The following is a 2,875-nucleotide window of genomic DNA, read 5'->3' on the forward strand; positions in this document are numbered from 1 at the left end:
GGTTGCGGGCAGGCAACTGCCGGACCCGGTTCTCAAGGTTGGCGTCAACAACGTGCCCGCCGATGGACGGGATCGCTTCTCAATCGGCACGGAATCGATGACGATGCGCTCGATCAGCGTGATGCAGGAACTGACGCGATCAGCCAAGCGTGAAGCGCGCGCACGACGCTTCGAGGCCGAGGCCTCGTCGGCGCAGGCGCAACGCACGGCCGCGCTCGCCGCCGTACAGCGTGGCGCGGCACAGGCGTGGCTCGATCGGCTCTATGCCGAGCGGGCAACCGTCGTGCTGGCGGAACAGGCGCAGTCCATCGGGCTGATGATCGACGCTGCCCGCGCTGCCTATCGTGGCAACCGCGGCCCCCGGACCGATATCCTGACCGCTGAACTTGAGTTGCAGCAATTGCGCGACCGGGAGGACGAGGCGCGCGCCGCTGTGTCGACAGCCAGAGCAATGCTGCAGCGCTGGGTCGGTGACGCCGCCGTGCGCCCCCTGGGTGACAGTCCGACGCTTGCGATACCCGCGTGGCTCGCCAATCTCGATGGCAGCGTCGTGTCCCAGTTGCCCGATGTGGCCACCGCCGAGGCCCAGGTCGGCGTCGCGGAGGCCGAGGGCAGCGTGGCGCGGGAAAACAGGATTCCGGACGTCAGCGTGGAGTTGATGTACAGCCAGCGCGGCCCAGCGTACTCGAACATGGTTTCGGTCAACCTATCCCTGCCTTTGCCCTGGGATCGGAAGAACCGGCAAGATCGTGAGCTCGCCGCGAAGCTCTCACAGGCCGATGCAGCGCGAGCCCAAGCCGAAGCGGTTCGACGTGGGCTACAGGGCCAACTGCGCGGCAAGCGAGCCGAACTCGGCCTGAACCAGTCGCGGCTGGAACGTTATCGCGACGTCACGGTGCCGCTGGCCAGAACGCAGACAGAAGCAGCACTGACGGCGTATCGCGCCGGTGCCGGCACGCTCTCCGCAGTCGCCGACGCGAGCCGCAAAGCGCTCAATCTCTCGCTGGAACGCCTGAAGTTGGAGGCCGCGACGGCCCGGCTGTGGGCCGAGCTCAATTTCCTGATGCCGCTTGCGACTGAAGCAATGCCGGCATCCACGCAAGGGGATCAACCATGAAAACGACCGCAATCGCGCGCGTCGCGATGAGTCTCGCCGTTGCGGCGGGCCTGGGTGGCGCATATTACCTTGGACAACAGCAACGTCATCAGCAAGCTTCCGGATCCGCAACGGTCAATGGGCCCCACGACGGCCATGATCCGGCCGCGGGCGCCGAGCTCAAGACCGGCAAACGGATTCTCTACTGGCGCGACCCGATGGTACCGGGGCAGCGCTTTGACAAGCCGGGCAAATCCCCTTACATGGATATGCCGCTGATACCGGTGTATGAAGAGGAAAATGCCGACGGCGCCGCGGTGCGCATCGACGGCCGCGTGACGCAGAACCTCGGCGTCCGGACCGCGGAAGTAAAGCTCGGCCGGCTGGAGATGGCCCTGCAGGTCCCCGGCAATGTCGCCATCAACGAGCGCGGCATCGAAGTCATTCAGGCGCGAACCACCGGGTTCGTCGAACACACTTACGTGCGGACCACCATGGAAACGGTCCGCAAAGGCCAGGCGCTCGCCCAGGTCTATTCGCCAGACTGGGTGGCGGCGCAGGAAGAGTACCTGGCCGTCGCGCGCATGCCGGGTAACCCGCAGCCCGAACTGCGCGACGCCGCGGTGGCGCGCATGCGGCAGGTAGGCATGACAGACGGCCAGATCCGCGTAGTGCAGGCAAGCGGCAAGCTCCAACCGCGGCTCACGGTCAATAGCGCGGTCGACGGCATTGTCACTGAGGTCGGCGCTCGGGACGGCATGACCGTTCCCCCTGGCATGACGCTCTTTCGCATCGCCAGCCTGGCAACGGTGTGGGTGCTCGCCGAAGTGCCTGAAAGCCAGGCGGCTGCCCTGCGGCCTGGCCAGGCGGTAATGGCAAGCACCACGGCGCTGCCGAATCTGGCGCTGCCCGGCAAGGTGGACACGATCTTGCCGGACGTCAGCGCCGGTACGCGCACGATCAAGGTACGGATCGAACTGCAGAACAAGGACAGGAAACTGTTGCCGGGCATGTTCGTGTCGGTACGCATGGTGCCGGCGGGCGCAACAGCGCGCCTGCTCGTGCCCAGCGAGGCACTAATCCGGACCGGAGCGCGCACCATTGCCATGGTGGCCAAAGGCGAAGGTGGATTTGATCCGGTAGAAGTCAAGGCGGGCGCAACCGCCGGTGGCCAGAGCGAGATCCTCGAGGGCCTGAAGGCGGGCCAGCAAGTCGTGGTTTCCGGACAGTTCCTCATTGATTCAGAAGCGAGCCTGCGCGGGACCGTCGCACGCATGCAGGAAACTACTTCCGGCCCCCCGGTTGACAGCGCCGCCTCCGAGGCGTCGGCCGCTGGCCCCGAGCATCGTGCAGTAGGGCGCATCCAGTCCATCGGCGAGCGCAGCCTGATCATCGCTCACGAGGCCATCCCGTCAGCCCAGTGGGGCGCCATGACAATGGAGTTTGCCGCGCCACCTGCCGGCCTTCCGCAGGGACTGAAAGCGGGCGATCGCGTCGCGTTCAGCTTCCGGTTGGATCCCCACGGCATGGCGACGCTCGTCACCGTCGCGCCGCAAGTCCAGACCGCGGGAGCCAAGCCATGATCGCCAGTCTGATCCTTGCGTCCATCCGCAACCGCTTCCTGGTCCTTCTTGCCACGGTGATGCTGACCGCGTGGGGGCTTTGGGCCGTGCGAAGTACGCCACTGGATGCCCTGCCCGACCTCTCCGACGTGCAGGTCATCATTCGCACCCCATTCCCTGGGCAGGCTCCCCAGATTGTGGAGAACCAGGTCACCTA

3 protein-coding genes are annotated in these 2,875 nt (G+C 66.1%); all 3 read left to right on the top strand.

Annotation, left to right across the window (positions count from 1 at the left end):
• A partial coding sequence (locus RN01_RS32270; RefSeq protein WP_039016856.1) for a TolC family protein occupies positions 1 to 1,117 on the top strand: 1,117 nt, incomplete at its 5' end.
• A complete protein-coding gene (locus RN01_RS32275; RefSeq protein ID WP_017510653.1) occupies positions 1,114 to 2,679 on the top strand; it encodes an efflux RND transporter periplasmic adaptor subunit in 1,566 nt (521 codons plus the stop codon). The genes RN01_RS32270 and RN01_RS32275, both read left to right, overlap by 4 nt.
• Positions 2,676 to 2,875, top strand: a 200-nt coding sequence (locus tag RN01_RS32280) for an efflux RND transporter permease subunit (RefSeq protein WP_039016857.1), incomplete at its 3' end; no start/stop codon positions are given. The genes RN01_RS32275 and RN01_RS32280, both read left to right, overlap by 4 nt.

It is taken from the genome of Cupriavidus sp. SHE (genome assembly GCF_000812445.1).
Lineage (GTDB): Bacteria > Pseudomonadota > Gammaproteobacteria > Burkholderiales > Burkholderiaceae > Cupriavidus > Cupriavidus metallidurans.